Annotated in this window: 2 protein-coding genes; one reads left to right on the forward strand and one right to left on the reverse strand. The window is 64.6% G+C overall.

Features of this window, described 5'->3' with window-relative positions; genetic code table 11:
• Positions 1 to 111: 111 nt before the first annotated feature.
• Positions 112 to 1,323: a cytochrome P450 gene (locus Q4E95_RS13670; protein ID WP_303383815.1), complete on the reverse strand. Its 1,212-nt coding sequence runs from the start codon at positions 1,321 to 1,323 to the stop codon at positions 112 to 114.
• Positions 1,324 to 1,477: 154 nt separating this feature from the next.
• Between Q4E95_RS13670 and Q4E95_RS13675 the strand changes: the two genes are divergently transcribed.
• Positions 1,478 to 1,625 (forward strand): putative quinol monooxygenase (locus tag Q4E95_RS13675; RefSeq protein WP_303383816.1); only part of this gene is annotated, 148 nt, incomplete at its 3' end.

Below are 1,625 nucleotides of genomic sequence, written 5' to 3' on the forward strand. Positions count from 1 at the left end.
AAAGACGCCGGCAAGAACCTGAAGGACGGACTGAACTAGGTTCCGCACCACGCAATCTTTTGACCCGAAGGCCCCCACCACCGGTGGGGGCCTTTGGCATGCGCGGCACCCCTACCGCAGCACCAGACGAACCGGTACGGTGTGGAATCCTCCGGCGGGGTGTTGAGCACCCACCTTGTCCCCTGCCGGTTCGATCCTCTCGGTCAGGTCGAAGACCCGCTCGAGGAGAACCTTCAGTTCCAGCCGGGCCATGGGGGCGCCGGGGCACACGTGGATACCGGCGCCGTACACGAGATTTTGCTGGGGGTCGCGGTCCAGACGGAACTCATCGGGGTCGCCGAAGACCTCTTCGTCCCGGTTGGCCGAACTCCACATCAGGGTGATCTTGGACCCTGCGGGCACCTCGCGACCCGATAGCTCGACGTCACGTGTGGTCACGCGACGGTTGGTCACGAACGGGTCCTCGATGCGCTGAATCTCGTCCGTGGCGGCCACGATCTGTTCCGGGTTCTCGCGCAAGTGCCGCTGCACGTCCTGGTGCGCGGCCAGGTAACCCAGCACGATCCCCACCGCGCCCGCAATGGTGGACAGCTCACCCACCGTCCAGTTACGCACGATGCTCACGATCTCGTCCTCGGTGAGTTTCCGGTCGTACACCGTTTCATGCAGTAGCCGCGAGGTGTTGTCCTGATCCGCCGGGGCGTTACGACGCTCGTCGAGCAGCTGCCGGATATAGCCGTCGAACTCGAGCGCCACCTCGGCCGTGCGCGAACGATCCCGCGACGTAGTGGCCTCGTGGTTACGGTGCACCCACCGCTCCAACTCCGGCTCCAATTCGCGTGGCCAGCCCATGAATGCGGACTGGCAGCGCAGGGCGAACGGGTTCGCCAGTTCGGACATGACCTCCACGGTCACAGATCCCCCGGCGCCCGCCGCCGCCGCCTCGCCTCGCGCGCCCGAGGTCACCGGGACGGCGTCGTCGGTGAGCTCCTGAAGAAGCTGCGCCGTGAGTGCCTGGAGGGCGGGCTCGAACTCGGCCATTTTCTCGGGCGTGTAATAGCGGTCGACCACCTTTCGGACGACCGTGTGCTCCGGGGGGTCCATGCCGTTGGGCACGGCAACGTGGTGGGAAACCGCGCTGGAAAACGTCTCGGGATCGTGGAGAGCGCGCGAGACGTCCTCGTGGCGGAACAGGGACCAGTTCAGGGCCTCGGAATGCGCCACGGGGCACGTGCCGCGCATGCGGTCGTACGCGGCGGTCTGATTCACGCGCACGCGCGGGTCGCTCGGATCCCAATCCTGCGCCTGTTGCGTTTCAGTCAACGAAAGTCCTCCTCGGAGCCGCGGTGTTCACACTCATTATTCGCCCATGACATGCGTATTTTCAGGGGCTCGGAGAGTCTCGTTGTTCACATTTTCACCAGTTGCTGCCCATATGCTGGAGGGGAGAACCGCAACCCAAGGAGGCACACCCACCATGATCTTTATCGTTGTGAAATTCGATGTGAAGCCCGAGCACGCGGACAACTGGCCGCAGCTGGTCGAGGAGTTCACGCGGGCCACCCGCGCCGAGACCGGCAACAAGTGGTTCGACTGGTCACGCAGCATCGACAACCCCAACGAGT

The sequence above is a fragment of the Kocuria sp. genome, from assembly GCF_030536815.1.
Classification (GTDB): domain Bacteria; phylum Actinomycetota; class Actinomycetes; order Actinomycetales; family Micrococcaceae; genus Kocuria; species Kocuria gwangalliensis.